This is a genomic window from Salinadaptatus halalkaliphilus, from assembly GCF_006543045.1.
Lineage (GTDB): Archaea > Halobacteriota > Halobacteria > Halobacteriales > Natrialbaceae > Salinadaptatus > Salinadaptatus halalkaliphilus.
Map to the genome: position 1 here is coordinate 41,098 of NZ_RBZW01000031.1, position 19,668 is coordinate 60,765.

General features: G+C 62.7%; 21 protein-coding genes. 10 read left to right on the plus strand and 11 right to left on the minus strand.

From position 1 onward, the window contains the following. Positions 1 to 19 precede the first annotated feature (19 nt). Positions 20 to 1,513 (plus strand): NUDIX domain-containing protein, encoded by a 1,494-nt coding sequence (locus D8Y22_RS12135; protein ID WP_141464971.1) that lies wholly within the window; start codon positions 20 to 22, stop codon positions 1,511 to 1,513. Between the two features lie 203 nt (positions 1,514 to 1,716). After that, entirely contained in the window at positions 1,717 to 2,076 is a 360-nt protein-coding gene (locus tag D8Y22_RS12140) for a hypothetical protein (protein WP_141464972.1), read from the plus strand. Positions 2,077 to 2,108: 32 nt separating this feature from the next. Here the strand turns inward: D8Y22_RS12140 and D8Y22_RS12145 are convergent, their stop codons facing one another. The 3 genes from D8Y22_RS12145 to D8Y22_RS12155 all read right to left on the minus strand — a co-directional run bounded on the left by D8Y22_RS12145 (position 2,109) and on the right by D8Y22_RS12155 (position 3,536). After that, positions 2,109 to 2,705 carry a uracil-DNA glycosylase gene (locus tag D8Y22_RS12145; protein WP_141464973.1) on the minus strand — a complete coding sequence of 199 codons (597 nt, stop codon included), beginning with the start codon at positions 2,703 to 2,705 and terminating at the stop codon, positions 2,109 to 2,111. Between the two features lie 88 nt (positions 2,706 to 2,793). Then, entirely contained in the window at positions 2,794 to 3,360 is a 567-nt protein-coding gene (locus D8Y22_RS12150; protein ID WP_141464974.1) for an endonuclease dU, read from the minus strand. Next, complete coding sequence (locus tag D8Y22_RS12155; protein WP_141464975.1) at positions 3,360 to 3,536, minus strand: DUF5786 family protein; 177 nt, start codon at positions 3,534 to 3,536, stop codon at positions 3,360 to 3,362. The genes D8Y22_RS12150 and D8Y22_RS12155 overlap by 1 nt, the downstream gene beginning before the upstream one ends. A 118-nt stretch (positions 3,537 to 3,654) precedes the next feature. Here D8Y22_RS12155 and D8Y22_RS12160 point away from each other — a divergent pair, with 118 nt between their 5' ends. Further along, complete coding sequence (locus D8Y22_RS12160) at positions 3,655 to 4,266, plus strand: MBL fold metallo-hydrolase (RefSeq protein ID WP_141464976.1); 612 nt, start codon at positions 3,655 to 3,657, stop codon at positions 4,264 to 4,266. 235 nt (positions 4,267 to 4,501) lie between these two features. On the opposite strand, the gene D8Y22_RS12165 is transcribed toward D8Y22_RS12160, so the two are convergent. The 3 genes from D8Y22_RS12165 to D8Y22_RS12175 form a co-directional block, all read right to left on the minus strand. Further along, entirely contained in the window at positions 4,502 to 5,242 is a 741-nt protein-coding gene (locus D8Y22_RS12165; RefSeq protein WP_141464977.1) for a mechanosensitive ion channel family protein, read from the minus strand. Positions 5,243 to 5,502: 260 nt separating this feature from the next. Then, on the minus strand, positions 5,503 to 5,652 hold the full coding sequence (locus tag D8Y22_RS12170; RefSeq protein ID WP_141464978.1) for a 50S ribosomal protein L40e: 150 nt from the start codon (positions 5,650 to 5,652) through the stop codon (positions 5,503 to 5,505). A 78-nt stretch (positions 5,653 to 5,730) separates the two neighbouring features. After that, on the minus strand, positions 5,731 to 6,234 hold the full coding sequence (locus D8Y22_RS12175; RefSeq protein WP_141464979.1) for a DUF367 family protein: 504 nt from the start codon (positions 6,232 to 6,234) through the stop codon (positions 5,731 to 5,733). Positions 6,235 to 6,840: 606 nt separating this feature from the next. On the opposite strand from D8Y22_RS12175, the gene D8Y22_RS12180 reads away from it, so the two are divergent. Both D8Y22_RS12180 and D8Y22_RS12185 read left to right on the plus strand, forming a co-directional pair. Continuing rightward, positions 6,841 to 7,164: a nuclear transport factor 2 family protein gene (locus tag D8Y22_RS12180; RefSeq protein ID WP_141464980.1), complete on the plus strand. Its 324-nt coding sequence runs from the start codon at positions 6,841 to 6,843 to the stop codon at positions 7,162 to 7,164. A 73-nt stretch (positions 7,165 to 7,237) separates the two neighbouring features. Further along, a complete protein-coding gene (locus D8Y22_RS12185) occupies positions 7,238 to 8,155 on the plus strand; it encodes a hypothetical protein (protein WP_141464981.1) in 918 nt (305 codons plus the stop codon). An 82-nt stretch (positions 8,156 to 8,237) separates the two neighbouring features. Here the strand turns inward: D8Y22_RS12185 and D8Y22_RS12190 are convergent, their stop codons facing one another. Next, positions 8,238 to 9,431 carry an MBL fold metallo-hydrolase gene (locus D8Y22_RS12190; protein ID WP_141464982.1) on the minus strand — a complete coding sequence of 398 codons (1,194 nt, stop codon included), beginning with the start codon at positions 9,429 to 9,431 and terminating at the stop codon, positions 8,238 to 8,240. Between the two features lie 174 nt (positions 9,432 to 9,605). Between D8Y22_RS12190 and D8Y22_RS12195 the strand changes: the two genes are divergently transcribed. From D8Y22_RS12195 to D8Y22_RS12205, 3 genes are all read left to right on the plus strand, one after another. Continuing rightward, positions 9,606 to 10,157 (plus strand): DoxX family protein, encoded by a 552-nt coding sequence (locus tag D8Y22_RS12195; protein WP_141464983.1) that lies wholly within the window; start codon positions 9,606 to 9,608, stop codon positions 10,155 to 10,157. Between the two features lie 206 nt (positions 10,158 to 10,363). Beyond that, positions 10,364 to 10,639, plus strand: a complete 276-nt coding sequence (locus tag D8Y22_RS12200) for a hypothetical protein (RefSeq protein WP_141464984.1) — start codon at positions 10,364 to 10,366, stop codon at positions 10,637 to 10,639. 159 nt (positions 10,640 to 10,798) lie between these two features. Then, complete coding sequence (locus D8Y22_RS12205; RefSeq protein ID WP_141464985.1) at positions 10,799 to 12,322, plus strand: stage II sporulation protein M; 1,524 nt, start codon at positions 10,799 to 10,801, stop codon at positions 12,320 to 12,322. A 397-nt stretch (positions 12,323 to 12,719) separates the two neighbouring features. Here the strand turns inward: D8Y22_RS12205 and D8Y22_RS12210 are convergent, their stop codons facing one another. After that, positions 12,720 to 14,360 carry a BCCT family transporter gene (locus tag D8Y22_RS12210; RefSeq protein ID WP_141464986.1) on the minus strand — a complete coding sequence of 547 codons (1,641 nt, stop codon included), beginning with the start codon at positions 14,358 to 14,360 and terminating at the stop codon, positions 12,720 to 12,722. A gap of 527 nt (positions 14,361 to 14,887) precedes the next feature. Between D8Y22_RS12210 and D8Y22_RS12215 the strand changes: the two genes are divergently transcribed. Continuing rightward, complete coding sequence (locus D8Y22_RS12215) at positions 14,888 to 15,334, plus strand: universal stress protein (protein WP_141464987.1); 447 nt, start codon at positions 14,888 to 14,890, stop codon at positions 15,332 to 15,334. Between the two features lie 375 nt (positions 15,335 to 15,709). On the opposite strand, the gene D8Y22_RS12220 is transcribed toward D8Y22_RS12215, so the two are convergent. From D8Y22_RS12220 to D8Y22_RS12230, 3 genes are all read right to left on the minus strand, one after another. Continuing rightward, on the minus strand, positions 15,710 to 16,645 hold the full coding sequence (locus D8Y22_RS12220; RefSeq protein WP_141464988.1) for an HFX_2341 family transcriptional regulator: 936 nt from the start codon (positions 16,643 to 16,645) through the stop codon (positions 15,710 to 15,712). A 321-nt stretch (positions 16,646 to 16,966) separates the two neighbouring features. Further along, on the minus strand, positions 16,967 to 17,593 hold the full coding sequence (locus tag D8Y22_RS12225; RefSeq protein ID WP_141464989.1) for a hypothetical protein: 627 nt from the start codon (positions 17,591 to 17,593) through the stop codon (positions 16,967 to 16,969). Between the two features lie 157 nt (positions 17,594 to 17,750). Then, a complete protein-coding gene (locus tag D8Y22_RS12230) occupies positions 17,751 to 18,296 on the minus strand; it encodes a heme NO-binding domain-containing protein (RefSeq protein WP_141464990.1) in 546 nt (181 codons plus the stop codon). A gap of 232 nt (positions 18,297 to 18,528) precedes the next feature. Between D8Y22_RS12230 and D8Y22_RS12235 the strand changes: the two genes are divergently transcribed. Then, a complete protein-coding gene (locus D8Y22_RS12235) occupies positions 18,529 to 19,416 on the plus strand; it encodes an NAD-dependent epimerase/dehydratase family protein (RefSeq protein ID WP_141464991.1) in 888 nt (295 codons plus the stop codon). Positions 19,417 to 19,668 lie beyond the last annotated feature (252 nt).

Here is a 19,668-nt window from a genome sequence, read left to right on the forward strand (position 1 = left end):
TGCGGACGTGGCTCGACGTATGACCGACGGGACGAGCGAGGACGCAGACCACGTTGTCACCGCCTTTTTGCGCCATCGAGGCGAGATAGCCCTGCTCCGTCGCAGTGACGCCGTCGGCTCCTACCGGGGGTACTGGGGCGGCGTCTCGGGGTTTGCGGAGGGCGACCCCGACGAACAGGTTCGCCGCGAGATTCGCGAGGAAACCGGCCTCGAAGTCGACGACGTGTCGGTCGTCCGATCGGGACGGCCCCTCGAGGTCGTCGACGACGATCTCGGACGAACGTGGATCGTCCACCCGTATCTGTTCGATGTCGACACCCGCGATCTCGTATTGAGCGACGAACACGACGCTGCAGCGTGGGCGCCGCCGACCGTCATCGTCGCGGGAGCGGTCCCTAATGGCGACGAGGCGACCTCGGACGGCGATGGGGCCGAATCGTGGGCCGACCGCGAGACCGTTCCCGCGTTGTGGACGGCGTACGAACGCGTTGGCCCTTCCGTTCGATCGATCGCCGCCGACGACGAACACGGTGCGGCGACGCTCTCGATTCGCGCGCTCGAGGTGGTACGTGACCGGGCGGGACTGCTCGTCTCCGAACGCGAGAGCGACACGACGGCCGGCGAGATCCCCGCAGACGGCGAGTTGCCCGTCGACGAGACGACCGTTGGGGACGAGTGGGCGGAGCTGTCGGCGCTCGCCGACCGCGTGCTCGAGGCGCGGCCGTCGATGGCCGTGCTTCGCAATCGCGTGAACAGAGCGATGGCCGACGCGATCGGAACCGAACGCGCCGGAGAAACCGACGGTGACGGTCAAGACGATCCAGCCGACGATGAGAAACGGGACGGTACAGCCGGCAACTCGACTGGGGCAGTCGCCGTCCTCGAGTCGACGATCGCCGGTATCGAGCGCGCGCTCGAGGTCGATGCCGATGCCGCGGCGAACGCGAGCGAGTTGCTCGGGGGCCGCGTCCTGACCCTCTCGCGCTCGGGAACCGTCTTCGAGGCGCTTGGCCGCGGCGAGCCGTCTCGGCTCTTCGTCGCCGAGTCGCGGCCGGATCGAGAGGGAATCGACGTCGCGGCGCGACTGGCCGACGATCCGGCGTTCGAGTGTCCGATCACGGTAGTGACCGACGCCGCCGTCGCTCACGTCCTCGAGCGCGAGGGCGTCGACCGGGTGCTCGTCGGGGCAGACACGATCCTGCCGGATGGCTCGGTGGTGAACAAGACCGGGACGCGGTCGACGGCAATCGCCGCCGAGCGAGCCGGCGTCCCCGTCACCGTCGTCGCCGCCACCGACAAAGTCTCGACCCGCGAGGCGGTCAACCTCGAGTCCGGGCCACGCGAACAGGTCTACGACGGTGACGCCAACCTCGACGTAATGAACCCGACCTTCGACGTGACGCCAGCCGATTGTGTGGCCGACATCGTCACCGAACGCGACACGCTGGCTCCCGACGGGATCGAATCGCTGGTGGGCGAACTGGCCGCCCTCGAGTCCTGGCGGGACGGGTAACAGCCAGCCGGAAGCGACAGACCGAAACCCGTCGGGAGACAACCGACGGTTGGCGGCCGTGACGACGTGTTACCCCCTCCGAGCCCCTTGTGACGAGGGTCTTTTCCCGAGCCGCCTTCGGATCGGCGCTCGAGCTACAGCTGCCGGGCCGTGGTGGGTGCTATCAAGGAAACACATATAATGGATACCCCGAATGGTCAGGGATGGGTTCCAAATCGAGTCTGTTTCGTCGTGCGTTACGCCACCCGGACGCGTTCGTCGCCTCGGTTCGACATCACAGTTATCGAGTAGCAACCAGCCCGATTCGGACGGTCGGCTCGATCGTTATCATGTACGTGTTCATGATCCTTCTCGTCGCGTTTGCCAGCAATCCCGACGAAATGCAAACGCTCGTAGATTCGGGACCGTCGGTCGACGGATTGGTCCCGTTGCTTCCGCCACTATCGTTCTTGCTCGTGCTTGCCGGGGTGTCGGTCGTAGCTGTCCCGATCGGCACCGTCGCACGCGGCGTTCGACGCGACCTCAGATCGAGTCGGCGGCGGCGAAAGCGACGAGACGAGTGACCGCACTCGACAGGCATCCACTCGACATCGATTTAGTAGCCGTCGAGACGCGTCTGGCCACCCTCAGTACCGTCGATATCCGCAAGCTCGGCCGCCCGCTCGAGGGTCGTCCGGAACGTCTCCTCCTGGCTACGGTCATACAGCGTGGCAGCAGGGTGAACACAGACGAGCAGTCGTCGTGGCTCGCCGCCGATGCGAACGTCCTCGAGAGTGCCCGCCTCCTTGGTGACTGCGACCGATCGCTCGAGGAGGTGTTCGGTCGGTACCTTGCCGAGCGTGACGATCACTTCGGGGTCGAGTTGGTCAATTTCGGCCTCGAGGTAGCCGCGACAGTTCGCGAGTTCGTCGTCGGTCGGATCTCGGTTTGCCGGCGGTCGACAGCGGACGCAGTTGGTGATGCGAACGGCCTCGCGCTCGAGGCCGACCGCCCGAAGCCCGTCGTCCAGGACGGAGCCACTGCGGCCGACGAAGGGCTCGCCCTGGTCGTCCTCCTGCGCGCCCGGTCCTTCGCCGACGAATAGCAAGTCGGCGCCCTTGGGACCGGTGCCGTTGACGATCCGACTCCGGGAGTCGACCAGTGCCGGACAGCGCGTACACTCCGTCACACAAAGATCCTCCATCTCGCCCATACCGATAGATCCGCGGTCGGCTTTCTACCTCTTTCGGGTCGCACGTGCTGGTCATCCGTCCGGCCGCGACTCGCTCGCTGACCAACGCTTATCCGGACGCGTGGGCGTACGAATCCGCGGCTCGAGCCGCGAGGCTGGCGACGCGGATCGGTTCGGGACGGCCGCCCTCGAGAGTAAACGCCCGGACGACCTCGGCGGCGCGGTCGGGTCCACAGCCAACACAACGTACGTAGACGGTGTCGTCGCCGACCGAAAGCTCCTCTCGTGCGGGCAGCGATCGGTAGCGCTCGAGGCGATCGCGCTGCTCCGTGCCGTCGAAGGCGTCCTCGAGTGCGTCCTCGAGTCCCGAACTCGCCTCGAAGGTGACGGCGATGACGGGACGGTCGACTACCGAGTGGATGTGATCCAGGTCGAGAATATTGTACCAGGCGGGGGCGATGGCGCCAAGCAGGACGAAGCGGACATCAGGCCGACAGACGGCCTCGAGTATCGAACCGACGGCGTCGGTCGCGTCGGTCCCACCGACCGTACACTCTTCGTAGCCGAGTCCGTCGAGAACGCCGTCCGCACGCACGACGGCACCCGCGAGCGTGCTGCGATCAGCGCCGTCGCCGTAGGACTCGGCGATGCCAAGCGCCCGCGCCCCGGGTTTCATCAGCCGTCGTCGTCTTTGATCTCCTGGAGTCGATCGAGGAGTTCGTCGCTCGAGGCGCCGTTCTCGAACTCGATCGATCCCTGGTGGCTGTTCTGTTCGGACTCGACTGCGTCATCGTCGTCAAAATCAGCGTCTACGTCTTGTTGCTCGGATTCGTCGTAGCTCCCGAATCCCATACAGGTACGACTACGGGCCTGGCAGTGAAAAAATCCCGGGTCGTTCGAATCAGCAGCTCCCGTGCGAAATAATCGCTGACCGCCATCGTTTTTCACTGTGGTCTGCGAATAGCAGGGTATGGCTGTCCACCACGTCACCGACGATGCCGACACGTTCACCTGCAACGCCTTTCTCGCCGTCGGCGAGGAGACGACCCTCGTCGACGCCGGCGCCTGGGACGGGATTCTCGAGGCGATTCGAAACCACGTCGACGATATCGATGCCGTCGTCATGACCCACCAACACGGCGACCACGTCGCTCAACTCGAGGCCGTCGTCGACGCCTTCGACCCCGACGTCTACGCCTACGGGGACCATCCGACGCGAACGCACGCGATCGACGACGGCAACACGGTGGCGATCGGCAGCGAGACGTTCGAGGTCGTCTACACGCCCGGTCACGCCGACGACCACGTCTCGTTCGTCTCCGAAACGACGCTGTTCTCGGGCGACGTCGTGGTCCACGACGACGGCGCGTTCGACTACGGCAGCTTCGGCCGGACCGACATGGCCGGCCAATCCCGCGAGCGACTCATCGAGAGCATCGAGACCCTCCTCGAGCGCATGCCCGACGGCGTCGAGGCCATGTACGCCGGCCACGGCGGCGTCTTCGAGGGTGACGTTCGCGATGTCGTCGAAACGGCGCTCGAGCGGGCAGAGAAGCGCGAGCCGAAGTATCCCGACGAATAGTACCGCGAGTGAGCACGGCGAACGAGCGGCTTTTTCATCTCTCGCTGAACGAAGTGAAGCGACGGTCAGCGAGAGCGTTGCTCTCGCCAGACAGATTTTTGCGCGAGGGATGAGTGAGCACCGCGAGCGAACCCGAGCGCAAAAAGGTGGGCCTCATACGGTTTACTGTAAGTCGTTACCGCCGAAACCGCGACCCGTCTGCGGTTTCGCCGGTACATCGTTACAGCAATCCGTATCAGTCGTCGCTCGGCGCTGCTTTCGCGTCGTCGGCGACCGCTTTCGAGTTCTCGAGCCAGCCCTCGAGGTTGTCGGCGACGTAGTCTTTGCCGCCCCAGCCGAACGCGATGCCGATCGCCAGCGCGGCGGCGAGACCGATGCCGTAGGCGAACGCCTGTGCGAACGTGTGCAGGATGGCGACATTGATGCCCATCGTATCCAGGCCGATGACGAGGACGACGAAATACAGCAACGCTTTCGTCCCACCGGCGAACTGTGGCGAAAAGCTCGACCCCTGGGCGACATCGGACGCTCGAACCTGATCGGCGGCGTAACTCGCCAGGTAGAAGCCCAGAAAGAGGACGATGACGCCGAGAACGATCGGCTGGATGTCGCCGAGGAATTCTCGTGCCCAGTCCCGGAGAAACCACGTGGACGTTCCGATGTGCCTGGAGACGGTCCACTCGACGGCGACAACGAACGCGATTAGCACGACGTAGTACTTGACCAGCAGCGCAAACGCTCTCGAGACGGCGTTTGGCTCGTCGGAAAACAACGCCGCAAACGGCGTTTGATGGACCTTCTCGTCGAATTCGATCCGTCGACTAACGGACGTAACGATCGGCTGGAGTTTGTTGCCGATAGCGACACCGCACAGGACGATCACCGCTGCACCGAACAGTACCGGGAGGAAATCGACGAAGTCAACGACCGCGCCCTGGATCGAATTTCGGATTCCGTCGGCAAGTAGTGGATACATCATCGAACACCCTGTAACAACACGTCTCTCTCAGTGGCGTCACCTGTTCTGTCGATGGAAACGAGCATACGTGAACGACGGATTTATTCAAAATAATATTTTTGATTTTATTCTAAATGTACGAGGATATATGTAATACGGACGCCGACGATAGTGGACAGTGACGCTTTCGACACCGATAGAGAACTGACTCGAGAACAAATTCGACAGCTGGTTCCGATCTCGACGGAGAATGAACCTCGAACGGTTCGAACGACCGATCAGGCCGCGCGGGGCTCTTTGGCCTTGGGACGGAGGTTCCCGTAGCCACATTTGCGGCAGTTGTCAGCGTCTTGCGGGTTGCGCGCGTTACAGCGCATGCAGATCATCTTCTCGAGCGAGCGGCGTTCGGCGGCGTCGAAGCTTGGCATATCGCTCCGTTGGAGGGACGTGCATTTAACCGCTGTGATCGGTATCCGACGCGGCGCGAGAGTGGCCAGGGCTCGTGATCACTCCTCGTCGGCCAGATACTCGTCCTGAACGGCGACGACCTCGGTCGAGTCCGTACACTCGCTGTAGCGACGTAGCGGTTCCTCGTTGAGCGTCAGAAACGTCTCGCCCCAGCGAAACGGCTCGAGCAGCGACTCGGCACGGTCGTACTCGTCGAAGATACAGCAGCCAGCCGCGAGGGCCTCGACGGTCGTCAGCCGGAACGGCCGACCGTAATTGACCGGGTTCGCGGCGACGAGAAAGGGGAGTGCGCGGTGGACGCCGTTCATCCGAAAGGCGGCTTCCTCGGCCGACTCCCAGGAGCAATCGAGTGCCACGAGCGTCCCTAGTCCCGCCTCGGCGTCGGCCGGCGAGAGGGCCTGGTCTGCGTGTGGATTGAGGACGACGCCGTAGGGGACCTGTTTCATCCGCCGGTAGAGAATCGCCTCGTCGAAGCGCTCGAGTCGACGGGCGGTGCACTTCTCGGGGTCGTCGTCACCCTCGTAGTAGACGTGACACTCCACAGCGGCCTCTCGGAGATACAGCGAGAAAAGCGTCGTGATACAGCCGCCGATACGATCGGGCGGGCTCCGTCTCCCGCACTCGAGGACTGGTTAATATCGGGTGTGGGTCTACCGCGACGAGTCGAGAATTATTTGAATTCGAGATATAATTTGAAACTGAAATATTGCTGCCAAATTCGTGGCTTCGAACGCCCCCGACGTGCTCGAGTCGGGAGACTCGCTGCAGCCGTCACTCACGACGTTTGTCACCGTCACCAGCGTGTGTCAGGTGGCCAAGCGGACGGCTCCGCGCAATCGCGTGGAGCCGTCCGATTACGGGGAATGGCAGGTGGGTGCGGTTGCCTGGTGGACTGAAAGGGCGGGGGAGGGTCGCGTCGGAGAGCAGTCGCTCCGGTAGCGCTATCCGACCGGCGGGAGGATATCTACCGGAGCGGCCGCGAGCCTCCCGAGGGCTTTCAAAATAATACCTTCTCTTGAGAAGAGATCGTAGACATAATCAGTAGTTCATTTAGTAGCGTGCAAGACCTACACCCGACATCGGTCACGGCGGCGGAAAGAGGGACGAACGACTCGTACGTTTTTCACGCTCGAGTGGAATATCGAGATATGGAACCGGTCGCTCTCGTTCGCCAGTATTACGACGCGCTGGATGCCCACGACTACGAGACGCTCGAGTCGATCCTCGACCCCGCGTTCGTTCAGCACCGCCCCGATCGAACCTTCGAGGGCCGCGAGGCGTTCGTCGAATTCATGCGCGAGGAGCGACCCAATCCCGACACGACCCACGAACTGGCCGCGGTCGTCGCCGAGGGCGAAACGGTCGCTACACGGGGGCGCGTCCTCGACGACGGCGAGGAACTGTTCGAGTACGCGGATTTTTTCGACCTCGAGGGCGACCGTATTGCGGTCCTCGAGACCTACTCGCGGTGACCGACCCCGCGCCGTCCCGGCCATCGCAACACCGGAGCCAAACGCACTTGTCACTCGAGCAACGAGAAGTACCATGGAACGTCGCCAGCTGCTCGCAACCGGTGGGACGCTTGCGGCCGCCGCAGCCGGTGGCTGTGTCGGCTGTGCCACGGCACCGACGCTCTATCTCGCGATGGAGGCAACGTCGGACCGGGATATCGGCGAGCGGATGACGATGGCCCTCGAGCCCGATTCCGAGGACCACCGAATCGGGATCGACGCCGTCGAATCCGACTCGGTCACGGCCACCGACATCAGCGAACCGTTCCCGCTGGCGACGCCCTACGCGTACGAGGGGACCGTCTATACGGCCGACGCGACGGTCGTCGACCGGACGCCCGGCACGTCGATCAGCTTCTCGATCAACCCGCTCGACGACGACGAGCGCGTCGATTCCGCGGACGCGATCGAGTACGACGAGCTACCCGACGTCGACAAGGATGCCTTCGATCGGTACGGCTGGGACGAGCCCGATCCGTTTCTCGGCTACAGCACGTCCGTCCACTATCTCGAGGACGATCTCGAGGCATCCGTCCTCGTTCCCGATCCGGAGTACGAGGTGATCGTCTGGCCGGAACGACGGGGTCGGTTCGAGGTCGACGGCCACACGGACCAGCCCCTGGAAACCTACGAATACACTGCCGAAGCCGTCGCCGACTCGATCGAACAGTACGGCCGAGAGATCCGCGAGCCCGTCGAGTTCGAACTCGGCCCGCTCGACGAGGAGGTGGCCGCGGTCGTCGAGGACGCGATCGAGGACCCGCCCTACACCGTTCCTCGAGAGGACGATCTGTCGGATGCCGAGTCACAGGTCGTCGAGCAGTTCGAAGATCAAGAGCGGGTACACGTGGAGTCGGTGCCGGAAAACGGTTCGCTACGGGGAACTGAGTGGTACATCGTCGCGTACGCTGACGAGCGTTACTGGGCGGACATGCGCGTCTTTACGGGTTGAGACGGTCTGTTGTAGCTCGGTACCAGTTATCGCTACCGGGACAGCGATCACCAGTATGGGCATCGACGAGCAGGTGACCGCGTCAGGCCGAACAGTTGTTCGGCCCCAACTCGAGTTCGACCCGCTCTTCGGGTGGGAGATCGAGCGCGCCGCGGTTTCGCTCGATGATTTCCTCGTAATTCGACGGCTTCTCGCCGGCGTCGGCCATTCGGTCGACGAACGCGTCTTCCTCGAGGTCGAGCAGATCGATGCCCGTTCTGGCCGCACGAATCGTCGTCGTGATGGGGTCGCCCGGCGCGCCGTGTTCGAACTCGCCGTCGGCGGTGACGGTGACGTGACCCGGGAGGACGAGCACCCCCTCGGGTTCGGCCAGAATCGTCCGGTGTAGCGTCTCGTAGAGCATCCGGGCGCCACGTTCGCCTCCGTCGTCGCTCGCGGTTTCACCGCTTGTGCCCCCCGAGGCGCTACGCGCCTCGCTGCCCCCGAACTCGAGTTCCGTTCGTCCCGTCGACGCGACGTGGAGCGTATCCGCGGTCAACAGCGCGCGATCGTCGACCAGCACGGTAATCATCTCGCTCGTGTGGCCGGGCGTGTACAGCGCCTTGCACTCGAGGTCGCCCACGGCGAGGACCTCGTTGCGCTCCAGCGGCGTGAACTCGATCTCGACGCCCCGGTCGGTCGCGTGTTCGCCCAAATAGTACGGTACCGCGAGACTGTCGGCCAGCTCGCGACCGCCGGAGACGTGATCGGCGTGGACGTGCGTGTCGACGACACCTGTGATCGTAAGGTCGCGTTCCGTCGCCGCGACCTCGAACTCGTCGATGTCGGCCGTTGGATCGACGACGATAGCCTCGCCGGTCGACGCACAGCCGACGACGTAGCCCAGACAGCCCTTCGCCCGGCGCTGGACCTGCACGATCGTCACGCTCTCGCCGGCGTCGACCTCGACGTGGTCGTAGACGCCGCTCCACCCTTTCATGCCGCCGTCGACGACCTGGACGTCGTACTCGTCGGTCGTCGACTCGAGACGCGTCGCGAGATTGCTCGAGGAGATCGCCTTCGCACAGATGGTGATCACCCGCTCGGCGTCGCCGACGGCCTCGTGGAACTCCTCGAGGCGCCCGTCGAGTTCCTCCTCGGGACCGAACGGAAAGTGGATCGCCCCGCTGACGTGCCAGGACTCGTAGCTGTCTTCGGGCCGCGTATCGACGAGTGCGTATTCGGCGTCCGAATCCTGGAGTTGCGCGAGGCGGTCGGGCGAGAGTGCGGTGACCATATCCTCAATAGTGTCGCAAGCACCGTAAGTGTCGCTGGGTAGGTGCTAGGCCAACGTCGTGGAGACAGTTGTGTAACCCGGTAGATCTGTCATCTCGGTTCCTACTACATGGGAACTACAAACCGAGTACAAGTGTAGTGGAAGCCAACGATCAACTGTAAGAGGTGACCGACAATGCCAACAACTCCGGTAAATCGCTTCGAAAGCCGTCTCGGCGGCATCACACTCGAGGGTGAGCCACACGCGCTGAGTGCGTGGTTCGTCGTCGGCCTGCGGCTCACGATGGGACTGGCGTTCCTGGGAGCCGGGCTTGGAAAAGTCACCGGCGAGGCCTTCGACGCGAGCGGCTACCTGATGGGCGCCGAAGGTCCCGTCGCGGGACTGTACGCGACGATGGCCGGCAGTCCCGTGCTGATGGACGTCGTCAACGTCGTCGTCCCGGCGACCCAGCTCCTGATCGGACTGGCGCTGGTCACCGGCGCATTCGTCCGCCTCGCTGCGCTAGGTGGCGCGATGCAGATGGCGATGTTCTACCTGGGGAGCTGGGACGTGGCCGGCCCGCTCGGGTTCGTCAACAGCGACTTCGTCTACCTGCTCGTCTTCCTGGCGATCGCGGCCTTCGGCGCCGGCCGCATCCTCGGGCTCGACCGCTACATCGAGCGCCTCGAGGTCGGCGGACAACCGCTGCTCGAGCGCGTCCCGAAACTCCGGTACGTCCTGGGCTGATCCAGGCCGTCTCTCCGTTCCCAACTCGGTTGTCTCGATATCCGCTGTTGGGTTTTTGTCGCGTCTTCTGTTCGGTCGTGTCTTCTGTTCGGTTTTCCCAGTCTCGCCACGTCGGGCCACGAGCCGCGATTCTCGTGACCGATCGATACACACGCCCACGAGACAGTACGCAACCACTACATACCCGCGCTGTAAACGTGGCGACGATGTCATCGATTCGCCGCCTTCTGCGAGGGCTCTTCGCCAGCGTCGTGGGCATCCTCGTCATCGGCGTGGTCGCAACGCTCGTCTTCGCGGTGGCTATCTTCGTCGTCTCGACCGGTGCCGGACTCGCCGGCTACGATCCCAGCGCGGACTACGTCGTCCTCGCTGCGGCACTGATCGTCGTCGCGGTCATCCTCACCGGCGGCTTTACGCCGCGACTGTCCGGCGGTAGCGACGACGAGACGACCGACCGGTTCGACGACCGGACCTTCAACTAACCCGGATCGGGGTCGACGGAGCAACCTCTCGGGCGTCGACTGAGGGTCGAATCGGCCGACACCACCGGATTCGACTCGACAGTACTGGGTTGGGAGGCCCATATTCACATCGCGGTGCGTATGAGTTCGTTTAACTGACACGGGACCGAACGGTCGACTATGAGCCTCTCCGATTCCGTCGCCGCCGTGGGCGCCGCCTTCCGCCGTCGGCCCGCCGACTTCCTCCCGTTTTACTTCCTCGGGGCGGCGATTCCCGCCGTCGTTCGCGTCTTTCCGTTCGTCGCGATCGCCCTGTCGTACGTCTATCTCGCGACGACCGGTCGCCTTGAGGCCTTCACCGAGGAACTGACCGCGATCGAAACCGAGATGCCCGATCCCGAGACCGAACCAGAGGCCTTTGGCGACTGGCTGTTCGAGGTCTCGACGGCGTTCGAACAAATACTGACGCCGGTCGTCGGGCTGTTACTCGTCAGTTCGATTCTGCTGTTTATCGTCGTCTACGTCGTCCTCGACGCGCTCGTCAGCGCGACCCAACTCGCAGCCTGTGACGGCTCGCTGCGTGACGAGCGCGGGTCGGTCGCCGGCATCGCCGGCTTTCGACAGTACGGCCTGCAGTTTCTCGCACTCTATCTCCTCGAGATTGCCCTCTGGAGTGCCGTGTTCGCGACGGTCGGCATCGGGACGTTCGTCGTCGCGGTCGTCGTTGGTGCCGCGTCGCCGCTGCTCGCGATCCCCGTCGTCTTCCTCGGATTGCTGTTCATGCTCCTGCTTCTGGCCGCGATCAGAGCGCTGTTTGCGTTCGCTCCGGTCGCCGTCGTCGTCGACGACGCACGGACCCTCGAGTCGCTGTCGAACACCGTCGGGTTCGTCCGCGGACAACCGATCGATGCGGCCTTCTACTACGCTCTGTCGGTCGGCTCGCTGCTCGCCATCTCCGCCGTGTCGGGGATCCTCGCGCTGGTCGACGTCGTGATGACCGTCTCGCTGCTCACCATCGTCGTCCTCTTTCCGGCACTGGATCTGTTAAAGACCGCCCTCTACAGCCAGTATCGCGGCTCGCTTCGACCGCCCGCGACGCCCGAGCGCAGCGTTCGATCCCAGTTCACTCGGGGGTGTCGTCGCGGCTGGTCCGAAATGGTCGCGTTCGTCCGCCAGACTCCCCTGATGCACGTCGCCGTCGTCGCGCTCGGCGTCGTCTCGTTCGTCGGCGGCTGGCTGGCCGCCGATCCCTACACCGGCGTCTTCCCCGCCTCGATCGACGCCCGCCTCGAGAGCCACATCCCGCCCGCAGCAGCTATCGAGTTCTTCGGCAACAACTGGTTCGTCGCGATCACGACCGCCTTTGCCGGCATCGCACTCCTCATCCCCGCGCTCGTCTCGCTCGTGTTCAACGGCGTCTTCATCGGCGCGATCGCCCGCCTCGAGACCGAACCGATCGAACTGCTAGCGTTCATTATCCCCCACGGGATCGTCGAGATTCCGGCCATCTTCGTCGCGAGCACCCTCGGAATCTGGCTCGGGCTCGCCTGGTGGCGCACCTACCGCGGTCACGCCGACCGCGAATCGTTCGCCGACGCCCTCGAGCGGGCGTTCTGGGTGCTGATCGGCGTCGGCCTCCTGCTGGCGCTTGCTGGCTTCATCGAGGGCTTCGTGAGTCCGTACTACTTCCGACTGTTCCTGTAGGGTTGTTGGTAATGTGGTAACGAGATCGGAATCGTTGTTTGTTTTCAACCGTATGTATCGAAACGTGTCCGTCGGATTTCTCGAACGGCGATCCGATATAGCGGCGACCAGCCCGGTTCGGTGAAACGGTCGCGTTGGTGACCCGTACTATCGATCGGTCCCACTGGCACGGATCGTCCGGCCGGGGGACGCGAGCAGTCGACGATCATACTGGTAGAGGGCAGTCAGTGAGACATCGGTCGCGAATTCGGGGCCGTCCACAGGGTGACGGCCACAGTAGCGCGACCGGTCGTCACAGTGTTCCGTCCGGCGGTATCATACGGACCGTTGTAGTTCTTTACCGGTGATCACCGACCCCGTCCGGGTGATCACCGGTAAAACGCTACAACAATCCGTATCAGTCGTCTTCGGTTTTCGGACCGGAATTGGAATCACTCGAGGCGACCGCGCTCGAACTCGGCACGTCGACTTCGTCTTCCTCTCGCAGGAACAGCGATCGTTGGGTCCCGAACGCAAGCGCCATCGAGGCGACGGCGATCAGCGTAATGATCGAAAACGGCCCGCCGGTGATGATCGCTGCTGCTTGCAGGGCTTCGACACCGCCCGTGACGATGAGCAACGAGGCGAGCGCACCGATGAGAAAACCCCAGATGACTCGGTTGACCGTCGAGGGTTGTTGTGCTCCGCCCGTCGTGAGCATGCCGAGTGCGAGCGTCGACGAATCCGCAGACGTGATCAAAAAGAGAAGGACGAGCAGGAGAAACAGCGCCGTCAACAGCCCACCGAGTGGGAGTGCCTCGAAGAGCGGGTAGCCCGCACCCGCCTCGTCGTACGTCTGGATCGCAGAGAGCACGTCGGCTTGGCCGTCGTCCTGCAGGTAAATCGCCGTTCCGCCCATCGTCGCGAACCACGGGATCGTAATGCCGGTCGAGGCGAGAACGCCCGTCGCAGCGACCTGACGGACGGTTCGCCCGCGTGAAATCCGCGCGATAAACAACCCGACAAACGGCGTCCAGGAGAACCACCACGCCCAGTAGAAAATCGTCCAGTCCCCGACCCACCCGGAGACGCCACCGCTCCCGGTCTCGGCGGTTCCCGTGTAGAAACTCATCGGGATGAACTGGCTGATGTAGGTGCCAAGCGCTTCGGTTCCGAGGGCTGTGATGTAGTTCGTCGGCCCGAGCAGGAAGGTTACGACCGTCAGCAGTCCGAACAGGGACAGATTGACGTACGATATCCGCCGAATCCCCTTCTGGACTCCGAGTGCAACCGACGCCGTGAACGCGACGGTCATCCCGGTGATAACGAGGATAGTCCCCAGGTCACCGACCGAGATGCCCATGGTCCACTCGAGACCGACCAGAAACTGGCTTCCGACCAGTCCGAGGGTCGTCGCGACCCCACCGATCGTCGCGAACACGGCCAGGATGTCGACGGCTTTCGCGACGGGAGTGTCGAGGTTGTCGATGCCGATCCACGGCGCGAGCACCGTCGAAATCCGCATCGGTGCGTCGTAGCGGTACGCACAGTAGGCGATCGGTAAGGCGACGACGACGTACGCCGTCCACGCGGAGACGCCCCAGTGGAAGAACGTGTACTGAATCGCGCCGACGGCGGCCACAGAAGACTGTGACTCAGCCCCGATAAACGGCGAGACGTCGTCGTAGTGTGACACCGCCTCTGCCGGCCCCCAGAAGACGATGCCGGCGGCGATCCCCGCCGAATACAACATCGCGAAGTAGGAGGGAAAAGCGAACTCCGGCTCTTCGTCTTCCTCGCCGAGTGTGATGTTCCCCCAGGGACCGAAAGTCAGGAAGATAACGAACGCGACGAGAACGAACATCACGATCAGATACCACCACCCGAACCCGGTCCAGATGATGTCGTTCGCGATGTCCATATACTCCGTTGCCGTCGCCGGCCTGACGACGAACGCGACCACGGCAGCGACGGCGATCGCGAAGCCGACGCCGAAGACGACGGGATCGAGTTCCTCGAAAAACCCCTCGTCACCGTCCCGGTTATCTGTGTCAGTCATCGAATCGTACGATCGATACCGATCGTCGAACGTAATCGAGAACGGCTGACCACCACCGTCGCTGGACGATCACCACTGGCCGTGGCCGGACGAGGGCCAGAGTCTCGAGTCATGTCTGTGATCGTATACCGGTGTGGGCAAGTGTACTGGGCTTGCACGAGAGGGCATTGTTCATACTGTCGAACAGAACGATTGTGAGAACTCGCCGCTCCCGTCCGTCGAATTCGCTGTATTGACTGCTACTCGAGAGTATCAGAGTAGCCGGTTCCAGCAGCGTGTGTGGCTCTGGGACCGTGTTTCATACGGTTTACTGGAAGTCATTGCCGGCCCACCCGCGACCCGGGCGGCGGGTGCACCGGTTGATTCGCTTCGCTCCGCAACCGAGGCTCGTCTCACACAGTTCGACTCACCGCCGGTACATCGGTACAGTAATCCGTATCAGTGGTTGCTACCATAGAATCAGAAGACCGTTCTCGAGCCGTCGGACGGGACGGTCGGTTTACTTGGGTTGGCGGCAAAAAGATGGTATGGAATTACTTGTCGCAGTCGATGGGTCAGAAGAGAGCAATCGGGCGCTTGCATACGCTACGGACATCGCTGACGCGACCGGCGGATCAATCACGCTGATCCACGCAATCGAACCGGAGATCTATGACACAGGTGGTGAAGAACCGATATCCGAGTCCGACCGAAGGGACAGGCTGGTCATCGATAGCCTCGACGCCGCGGAGGAACACGGGCGAGCGATCATAGACGAGGCGATCGAGTTTGCAGCGCAACGGGGACAAACCGTGTCCGGAGAACTACTCTACGGCCAACCGGCGAGGATACTCCCGGAATACGCTGAGAAAGGAGAGTTCGAAGCACTCTACGTTGGTCACCGGGGCCGGTCGGAACAACGTATTGAGTTCTTGGGCAGCGTGGCACGAAACGTGATCGAGCGTGCTACCGTTCCGGTCACTGTTGTCAGGTAGATCGCGATCGTAATCCGACCGGAGATGGTTTTAGCTGAATCGAGGCGCTAAGCCCCCTCCTCAGCGAGCGTCGAAGGCGCGAGCAGGGAGGGGATACAGCGTCCCCAGAAATCGGAGACTTAATCTCACGGGCTGTCAGATTACGTCTGACAACGTCGTGGAAACAGGAAGCCCCATCTGCTCACGGGCGCGAAGCGCCCGTTTGCATGGTCCGTGAGACCTCCGGTCTTACGCTACCCTCAAGGAGCGAACGGCGTCAGCCGTAAGCGAGTAGGGTGGGGTGGTTCACAATATCCATTGCTTGGTGAGCTGTACTGATCGCAGGATCACCAAATCCGCTACTGGCAGAGGTGGTCGACAAACGTGCCGTGTTTGCTACAACTCTTCCTCGAGATCACGCTCGGAGTGGGATCTGACCCAGAGTTCGCCGATCCGGGAGAGACGTGTTCGGTACGATTTGCCGTGTTCTTCGCGTTCGATGTAGCCCTTCCCGCCCGGCCCGAGTCGGTCGACGTTGTAGATGACTTTCGAGCGGAAGCTATCGGTGTACTCCTCGTTGAGTTCGCGGGCCAGCGACTCGGCCAGCTCCGAAACCGAATCGAACTCGCCGTCCTCACCGAGTTTGAACAGGATGAGTTCTTCGAAGGGCTTGACGTTCGAAAACGACGTCACCGGCAACTCGACGATGTGGCTGCCATCGATCTCCTTGGCGCCGATGGTCGTCCCGCGTTCGTCGAATTCCGAAAGCAACCCGCGAGCGCTCTCGAGGCGCTCGGCGATCCGACCCGCGTCGTCTCGGTCGACCGTTCCGTCCCCGAGATCGAGCGTGCCGCGCTCGATGTCCTCGAGCAGGGCGATCTGCTCGCGTAGTTCCTCGGCGAGTTCGGTCTCTAAGTACTTTTCCGGGGCGGTGTAGTAGGTATGGATCTGTTCGCGATCGTCCTCGCGTTCGACCATCAGCGAGTTCGCCGCGGTCGCGAACGCGAAACTTACCGTCCGTGGCATCGCCGCGACGTTGACCCAGACCTCGTTCCCGCCATCGAGCTCGGCCGTAATGAGGTCGTAGGCCTGTTCGAAGGCCTCGTCGTAGTCGTAGACATCCTCGAGAACGAAGCGCTCGGTTTCGGCCCCCAACAGGTTCTGAAAGTCCGTCTCGAGTTTCGTCGAGAGGTGTCGCGAGTACTCGACGTTAGCCTCGCTGCCGACGGCCCCCTCGAGTAAGATGACGCTGTCGACGTCGATCTGATCGCGCACCAGCGGCGCGATCAGCCGGTCGTAGTCGAAACCGACCGGCACGATGTGGGTTTGCATACGGGAGACAACGGGCTGGTGTTTATATAAAGAACCAGTCTTCAGACCGTCGAGTGCACATCATCAGTGGGTTTCCTGTACTGTCTCGCGTTTCGCAGTGGAATCGAGGCCGTGGAGTGGAGAAACTGTGGCACGACCGGACAGAACTATTGTGAACATTCGCCGTCCCTGTCCGGCGAACTCTCATCGTGGCTTCTGTCCGACAGTATCGCGGACCGCCGATACAAAACACTAGGTGTGAATATGTCACGGACGATCAGGAACTGATATCCTGAGGCCGGCTCGACTGGCATCGTAACGCTCTCGTCCACCGATCGGCCATTAGGCGTCGCCGTCTTCGACATCGAGGCTTCGAACTACCTGCGAAATCGTCTTGCGGTCGTCCGTCGGATCGACCTCGAGCGTCGGAATCGGCGACGGTTCGACAGTCGAGCCTGCGGTGGCGTCTCTGGCAGTCTCGAGCGGGAGTATGCCGCCAGCGATCCCGAACGTCGAGTCGGTCGGCCAGATGGCGACGTTCGCTTCCGCCTCGAGCGTCGATCGATCGCCAGCCTCGTCCTGGATCGGATACACGATGTCGAGGACGTACCAAGCACCAGCTGCTCCATTTGCGGCTTCGAACTCGAGGCTATCGCGAGTTGCCTCGACGACCAGTCCTTCGTCCTCGATGGTGGTAACAAACTGGGATTTGACCGTCGGTGCAGCCATCGACAGCGCGGACGAAGGGTCGATTTCGACCGCCGATAGCGGTGGGGCGACATCAATGTCGACCGTAAACAGCGATCGGACCGGAACGGCGCTGGCCGTTCGCTGCGGCAGTGCCGGCTCGAGCGGTTCGAAAAGCGTCATCTCGGCCGTAATTGTTGCGATCGCGACGTTCGTCTCGGCGGTGCGGGTGCCACACTGGTGCCACGACTGAGCCATCGACGCCGGTAGCTCGAGAGCCATCTCTGACGTGAGTACGCGAGGGGTCCCTTTCGGTGTGTTGTTCTCGAGGTGTGAGGCGGATCGTTGGAATGGGTTACCGGTGATCGGTTCCCCGTCGAGCGATCACAGGTACCGAATCACAACAGACCGTATTCGTCGCGTGAGAGCCGAGTTGGGTTCACTCGCCGCCGTCTTCGATCGTGACTCGAAACGAACAGACCTCGGCACCGTCGTGGACGCAGTCGCGTTTCGAGACGGTCGTTGTGGTCTCGTCTTCGCCGACGAGTCCTTCGAGAACGCCATGGGCCAGTCCACAGTAGTCACGGTCCGATCGGTAGGTGACGAGAATGTCGTCGCCGTCGCGGCGAGTCGTGATCGTTGGCAACGCGGTATCGGCGGTCGCATCGTCGACGTTATCGATGACAGTGCCGAGACACTCGAGGAGGGTCGGAAGCGGCCAGTCGGTATCGACGTGGGCGCCGAACGTCGAGAGCAGTTCCGGCGCGAGCCGGCGTCCGAAGCCGCGTTCGATCTGGCGTCGGTTTTGGACCGCCATCGTCGAGAGCGTCTCGAGGATGACGTCGATGTCGCGATCGTCGTAGGTAGAGACGGGGAGATACAGCGTCGCTTCGACGTCTGTGCGCTCGAGAATCGCCTCCCAGGTCGCTTCGTCGCTTCGGTCGACGACGTACTCTTTGAGGGTCTTGTGGACGACTCCGTGCATGGATAGAGGGTGGGTAGATGGACGACAGGCGGACCGCCGCTTCCAGTTCGAATCGCTACCAGTTAGGTCAGTGTCTGGAAGGCACTTAACCGTTTAGGGCGTTCGATCCGACGGGTCGCGGTCGCCACTGTGAGAGCCCGACGAGCGACGGCCGACGGGTCGAGAGAAACACCGATACGGCGAGAAACCCACAGATCGGCAGAGTGAAATGAGTATACGCCCCAGCCAGTCCATGAAACTACTCGTCACGGGCGCGACCGGGGGTATCGGCAGCTGGACCGTCGACCGACTCGCGAGCGCCGGCCACGACGTCGTCGGCGTCGACCTCGAGCGGCCGCCGGAAGACCGGCCAAACGCCCGGTTCTACGCAGCGGATCTCACCGACTACGGCCAGGCGATAGACCTGTTCCAGACCGAAGAGCCCGACGCGGTCGTCCACTGTGCGTCGATTCCGAAAGTTGGCATTCGAACCGGGCCCGAGACGTTTCGAATCAACGTCGAGTGTACGTACAACGTCTTCGTCGCCGCTGGCAGCGTCGGCACGGATATCGTCTGGACCTCGAGCGAAAGTATCTACGGGACGCCATTCGCCGAGGAGGTGTGGCTGCCTGACTATCTGCCGATCGACGAGTCCCATACCTACCGACCGGAAGATCCCTACGGCACGTCGAAACTCGTCGGCGAGGAACTCGCCGAGATGATCGTCCGTCGGGACGGCGTCTCCGTCGTCTCACTGCGCCCGTCGTGGGTGAACTACCCCGGCGAGTACGCCCTCACCGACGTTCGCGAGTCCTTCGATCCCGAGACTGCCGACCGATCGGGAAACTTCTGGTCATACGTCGACGTTAGAGACGTGACCTCGCTCATCGAGGCCGCCCTCGAGGCCGATATCGATGGACACGAATCCTACCTCGCGGTCGCCGAGAACAACTACCTAGGTCGACCGACGGCCGAGACGATCGAGACGGTCTTCGGCGAGCGTCCAGACCGCTGTACCCTCGAAGGCGAGTCGTCGGCGTACTCGACGGCGAAGGCCCGTCGCGAACTCGGCTGGGAACCCGAACACACCTGGCGGTCGGCCGAAGACGAGTCGGCGGAGGGGCCGGCGTTCGTAAAGTGAAAGCAACGGAATTTCGCCGGACAGACCCGACGACGACCGCGTTTGGATCCCGTTCGCTCGAACGGGATCTCGCCGCCAGCAGTCGGCAATCGAACAGGTTTCGACAGCCGGCCCACTGTGTTCGACGACCGAGCACGTCTAATACTACGTCACTTTTTGCCTTGTTGAACGCAAGACGGCATCGGGGTGGGGTTGCTGATCTACAATTTCACGGCGTTAGAGACGGCTTTTCGACCTCAGAAGATGCAGTAG

Excerpts from the sequence above, each read along its gene's own strand:
- D8Y22_RS12135 (WP_141464971.1), top strand. The coding sequence starts at position 20 with ATGACCGACGGGACGAGCGAGGACGCAGACCACGTTGTCACCGCCTTT.
- D8Y22_RS12140 (WP_141464972.1), top strand. The coding sequence starts at position 1,717 with ATGGGTTCCAAATCGAGTCTGTTTCGTCGTGCGTTACGCCACCCGGAC.
- D8Y22_RS12145 (WP_141464973.1), bottom strand. The coding sequence starts at position 2,705 with ATGGGCGAGATGGAGGATCTTTGTGTGACGGAGTGTACGCGCTGTCCG.
- D8Y22_RS12150 (WP_141464974.1), bottom strand. The coding sequence starts at position 3,360 with ATGAAACCCGGGGCGCGGGCGCTTGGCATCGCCGAGTCCTACGGCGAC.
- D8Y22_RS12155 (WP_141464975.1), bottom strand. The coding sequence starts at position 3,536 with ATGGGATTCGGGAGCTACGACGAATCCGAGCAACAAGACGTAGACGCT.
- D8Y22_RS12160 (WP_141464976.1), top strand. The coding sequence starts at position 3,655 with ATGGCTGTCCACCACGTCACCGACGATGCCGACACGTTCACCTGCAAC.
- D8Y22_RS12165 (WP_141464977.1), bottom strand. The coding sequence starts at position 5,242 with ATGTATCCACTACTTGCCGACGGAATCCGAAATTCGATCCAGGGCGCG.
- D8Y22_RS12170 (WP_141464978.1), bottom strand. The coding sequence starts at position 5,652 with ATGCCAAGCTTCGACGCCGCCGAACGCCGCTCGCTCGAGAAGATGATC.
- D8Y22_RS12180 (WP_141464980.1), top strand. The coding sequence starts at position 6,841 with ATGGAACCGGTCGCTCTCGTTCGCCAGTATTACGACGCGCTGGATGCC.
- D8Y22_RS12185 (WP_141464981.1), top strand. The coding sequence starts at position 7,238 with ATGGAACGTCGCCAGCTGCTCGCAACCGGTGGGACGCTTGCGGCCGCC.
- D8Y22_RS12190 (WP_141464982.1), bottom strand. The coding sequence starts at position 9,431 with ATGGTCACCGCACTCTCGCCCGACCGCCTCGCGCAACTCCAGGATTCG.
- D8Y22_RS12195 (WP_141464983.1), top strand. The coding sequence starts at position 9,606 with ATGCCAACAACTCCGGTAAATCGCTTCGAAAGCCGTCTCGGCGGCATC.
- D8Y22_RS12200 (WP_141464984.1), top strand. The coding sequence starts at position 10,364 with ATGTCATCGATTCGCCGCCTTCTGCGAGGGCTCTTCGCCAGCGTCGTG.
- D8Y22_RS12205 (WP_141464985.1), top strand. The coding sequence starts at position 10,799 with ATGAGCCTCTCCGATTCCGTCGCCGCCGTGGGCGCCGCCTTCCGCCGT.
- D8Y22_RS12210 (WP_141464986.1), bottom strand. The coding sequence starts at position 14,360 with ATGACTGACACAGATAACCGGGACGGTGACGAGGGGTTTTTCGAGGAA.
- D8Y22_RS12215 (WP_141464987.1), top strand. The coding sequence starts at position 14,888 with ATGGAATTACTTGTCGCAGTCGATGGGTCAGAAGAGAGCAATCGGGCG.
- D8Y22_RS12220 (WP_141464988.1), bottom strand. The coding sequence starts at position 16,645 with ATGCAAACCCACATCGTGCCGGTCGGTTTCGACTACGACCGGCTGATC.
- D8Y22_RS12225 (WP_141464989.1), bottom strand. The coding sequence starts at position 17,593 with ATGGCTCTCGAGCTACCGGCGTCGATGGCTCAGTCGTGGCACCAGTGT.
- D8Y22_RS12230 (WP_141464990.1), bottom strand. The coding sequence starts at position 18,296 with ATGCACGGAGTCGTCCACAAGACCCTCAAAGAGTACGTCGTCGACCGA.
- D8Y22_RS12235 (WP_141464991.1), top strand. The coding sequence starts at position 18,529 with ATGAAACTACTCGTCACGGGCGCGACCGGGGGTATCGGCAGCTGGACC.